Source organism: Nocardia sp. CC201C (assembly GCF_030010695.1).
Lineage (GTDB): Bacteria > Actinomycetota > Actinomycetes > Mycobacteriales > Mycobacteriaceae > Nocardia > Nocardia otitidiscaviarum.
Map to the genome: position 1 here is coordinate 1 of NZ_JASCXP010000538.1, position 4149 is coordinate 4149.

3 protein-coding genes are annotated in these 4149 nt (G+C 71.3%); 1 reads left to right on the plus strand and 2 read right to left on the minus strand.

Going from position 1 to position 4149, the window contains the following annotated elements; translation table 11 throughout:
• Together QK444_RS33550 and QK444_RS33555 are read right to left on the minus strand one after the other, a co-directional pair.
• Positions 1-1750 (minus strand): TRAP transporter fused permease subunit (locus tag QK444_RS33550; protein WP_282786046.1); only part of this gene is annotated, 1750 nt, incomplete at its 3' end.
• Positions 1751-1806: 56 nt separating this feature from the next.
• Positions 1807-2538 (minus strand): phosphatase PAP2 family protein, encoded by a 732-nt coding sequence (locus QK444_RS33555; RefSeq protein WP_282786047.1) that lies wholly within the window; start codon positions 2536-2538, stop codon positions 1807-1809.
• Between the two features lie 107 nt (positions 2539-2645).
• Between QK444_RS33555 and QK444_RS33560 the strand changes: the two genes are divergently transcribed.
• A complete protein-coding gene (locus QK444_RS33560) occupies positions 2646-3992 on the plus strand; it encodes a DUF2254 domain-containing protein (protein ID WP_282786048.1) in 1347 nt (448 codons plus the stop codon).
• Positions 3993-4149 lie beyond the last annotated feature (157 nt).

Genomic DNA, 4149 nt, shown 5'->3' on the forward strand with positions numbered 1-4149 from the left:
GTGTCTGCCACATGGTGGGGATCGGTTTGGCCCCGGTCACCGCCGCCGCGCCGACGGCGGCCAGCGCGGTCGGCGGCGTCACCTCCGACAGCACCGAGTAGTAGAAGACGAACATGGCGGTGGCGGGGCCGGAGACGCCGAGCGACAGCAGGGCGGGCGCGATGATCACCCAGCCGATGACGAAGGAGGCCGTCACCGGAATGGCCAGCCCGAGCAGTGCCAGCGCCACGGCGGCCAGAACGACGGTGCAGGCCAGCACGACCGTCGCATTGTCGGAGATCGCCTCCGCCGTCCGCACCAGCACACCGGCCAGCTGTGCGCCGAGCCCGGTCTTGGTGGTCATGGCGGTGATGATCCCGGCGGCGGCGCACACCGCCACCACGGGCAGGGCGGCGCGAATACCACCGGACAGGGCGGTGAAGCAGGATCCGAACTCGCGCAGCATTTCTCGTCGAGTGGCCGCCGTCGGCCCCTGCCGCACCGCGCGGTCGACGACGGCGAGCAGGAAGGCGAGCGCGGTGGCGTACACCACCGCCTTGGTCGCCGCGAACCCCAGCAGCATCAGCACCACGATGGCGATGAGCGACAGGAAGTGATAGCCGAAGCGCGCCAGCAGTTTCCACGCCGAGGGTCCGGTGTCGGCGACGGGTGCGCCGTCGCCGGAGCCCTGGCGGTGGAACCGCCGCGCGTCGATTTCGACCGCCAGCAGAATGCCCAGGTAGTAGAGCAGGGTCGGGATCGTGGCCCACAGCAGTACGGTGAGGTACGAGACCTCCAGGTACTCGGCCACGATGAAGGCCGCGACGCCCAGCGTCGGCGGGGAGAGAATCGCGCCCACACCGGCCGCCGCCAGCATGCCACCGGCCTGTTCGGGTCGGTAGCCCGCCTTGCGCAGGATCGGCCAGGTGACAGCGCCATTGGTCACCGCGGTCGCGGTCCCCGAGCCGGAGACCGTGCCGAGCAGGAATCCGGAGGTCACCGCGGTGCGACCCGCCGCCGTGCGCGACCGCCGGAACGCCGCCACCGAGAGTTCCACGAAAAATCGTGCCGCACCGGAGAATTCGAGCACCGCACCGTAGATGGTGAACAGCGCGATATAGCTGGCCGCCACATCCAGCGGGGTGCCGTAGAACCCGCTGCCGGAGTTGTAGAGCGCGTCCACGATCTGGTCGAAGTCGAGTCCGGCGTGCGCCACCGACCAGTGCTGCGGCAGCAGTCCGCCGTAGTAGCCGTAGGCCAGGAACAGCGCGCACACCAGCGGCAGCACCCAACCCGTGGTGCGGCGGCACGCCTCCGCCACGAGCAGCAGCACCAGCGCGCCCATGGCGATATCGACGGGATCGAGCAGCCCTTGCCGGTCGAGGAAGGCGTCGTATCCGCCGCCACCGGATCCGATGGTCAGCGGCAGGACCGGATACAGGCACACCAGCAGGGCCAGCGCGGCCAGCAGCCAGTCCCAGGGTGCGGGCCCGTACGCCCGATCGACCCAACCGGTGCCCCCGTCCAGGTGTCGCCACCCGGAGCGGTAGCTCAGGAAGACCAGCGGCAGGGTGACCGCGAGGAAGACCACCAGATAGTACTGGCTGCCCTGCGGCAGCGGCCGAAACACCTGCCACAGCACCAGAATCGCGACGGCGAATCCGCTGAGGGCCACGAGGCGCTCCGGCCACCCGGACAGGGTCCGGGCGGGCCGCTCCTCATCGTCGACACCCAATTCGGCCGGTGTCGCAAGATCTTTCGTGGCCGACATGGCGAGAAGATATCAGCGCCAACCATGCCGCGCGGCCGGTTTCGAGGACGGCGGAACTAGCGGGGGTCGGGCGGTGGACGCCGATCCAGCCGCGCCAGCCGCGCGCCCACCCCGCGTCCGACACCGGCGGTGCGGCACAGGACGAGCCAGAGCGCGCCGAGGATCCAGCCCGCGAGCACGTCGGTGGGCCAGTGCACACCGAGGTACACCCGGGACAGCCCGATGGCCGGTACCAGTACCAGCGCCAGCGCGACCAGTGCCGGGCGGGCCCGGCCGCGCAGATGCGGCAGCAGGGCCACCACCACCACGCCGATCACCACGAACGAACCGAGGCTGTGCCCCGAGGGATACGACAGGCTGTGCTCGGTGGCCAGCCGCCCGTCCAGCGGCGGGCGCTCGCGGCCGACGAGCCGTTTGCCGACCGCCACCAGCACCGCCGCGCCCAGGGCGGCGATGCCGACCAGCGCCGCGGACTCCCACCGCCGCCGCCACGCGAATCCCAGGCATACGGCCGTGGCCAACAGCGCCATGGTGAGGGTGTCACCGCAGGTCGTGACAACCCGGGCGGCCAGCGTCATACCGTCGGACCGAAAGCCGACCGCCCAGTCACGCAGGGCGATATCGACATCCGTCGGCCCGGCCGCCCGCATCACCACCGCGGTGAGCCCACTGAACACCGCACCCAGCAACAGCATCACGGCGATGCCCAGGTAAGTCCGGCGCTGGCCGGCGGGCCGGGGCCGGATGGACGGGGTGGACACCTGCTGCGACGGCGATGAGGACGGCACGCCATCGACAATGCCACGAATTAGCTGAGAGCGGCTGAGAGGTTCGAACACCGGTAGGGTCGAGCCATCCGAGCAGCCCAGGCGTGGAGTGAACGGCGGTGATGTGAGTGTTTTCCTGGTTCAACGAGGTTCGCTGGGTGTATCGGCAGCGCCGGGTGTGGCTGCTCCCGGCCCTCATCGTCGGCGCGGCGGTGCTGCTGTCCTGGCTGGTGCCGTATCTGGACCGGGTGCTGGCCGACGTACTGGCCGAGCTGCCCCCGGGTGAGTTCGCGTGGAAGTTCGACGCGGCCGTCATGGCGACCGTGCTCGCGGCCGTGGCGTCGGGCACCATCGCCTTCACCGGCTTCGTGTTCTCGGTCCTGTTGCTGGTCATCCAGTTCGGCACCGGGACCATGTCGGCGCGCTTCGCACCCCGGCTCACCCAGGACTGGGTGCTCGGCGCAGCCCTCGGCACCTTCATGGCCACCTTCGTGTACACCCTGCTGGTCTCGGTGCGGCTGGCCGCGCGCCTGGAGGACTACGAGCCGGTGCTCTCCTCGGTGGTGGCCGTCGGGCTCGCCCTCACCAGCGTGGCCCTGTTCTTCGCGCTGCTCACCCGGGTGGTCAATTTCCTGCGCCTGGTCAAGGCGCTGGGCTGGGTGGCACGCGCCGGAGCCCGGACGGCCGCGGCCGTGCACCCGAATCCGTATGGGAGCGAGACCGATACCGACGACGCCGCGGACGGGCCGCCGGATCGGGTACTCCGGCACACCGGCCGGGCGGGCGTCCTGCTCGGCTTCGACGACGACGACATCGCCGAACTCGCGCGGCGCGCCGACTGCCGCATCGTGGTGGTGCCCGCCGTCGGGGACTTCGTACTGCCCGGTGCGGCGCTGTTCGAGATCCACGGTGCGACCGCGGTGCCCGAGCGCACGCTGCGACGGCATGTGGTGGTCGGCGTCGAACGGGTGGTGGACGCCGACCCGGCCTTCGCACTGCGAGTCATGGTCGATATCGCGATCAAGGCGCTGTCCCCGGCCGTCAACGACCCGACCACGGCGGTGCAGGCGCTCGATCACATCGGCGCCCTGCTGCTCGACCTGTCCGGCCGCGAACTCGGCGTCACCCGCATCCGGGATCGCGACGGCCGGGTCCGACTGACCCACCGCACCTCCGAGTGGTCGGACTACCTGTCCCTCGCCGTCGATGAGATCCGCTACTACGGCCGCGACTCCCTCCAGGTGGTCCGCCGCCTGCGCGCCCTGTACGCGGATCTGCTGCGCGCCTGCCCACTCGAACGCACCCCGCCCGTCCTCGAACGCCTGGCCGCCGTCGACGCGGACACCGCGGCCTTCGGCACCGCCCTGGACCGCGCGGTCGCCGCCCAGGCCGACTGGCAGGGCCTCGGCGGTCCCGCCCCCTTCGCCACCGCCGCGTCCGGCCCCGGGGAACCGGCATCAGACTCGACGACGTGAGGCAGCGTGGCCTGCCGGGGCGCGACACCATACGACACGAGGCGCGCAAACGGCTCGCGTCTCGCCGCAGTGTGGCCCACCCGCGAGCACGGTGTTCGGCGAGGCACGGGGTTCCCGCGCCACCGCGTCGGCCGGACTCAGCCGGAGGTGTCGTCCG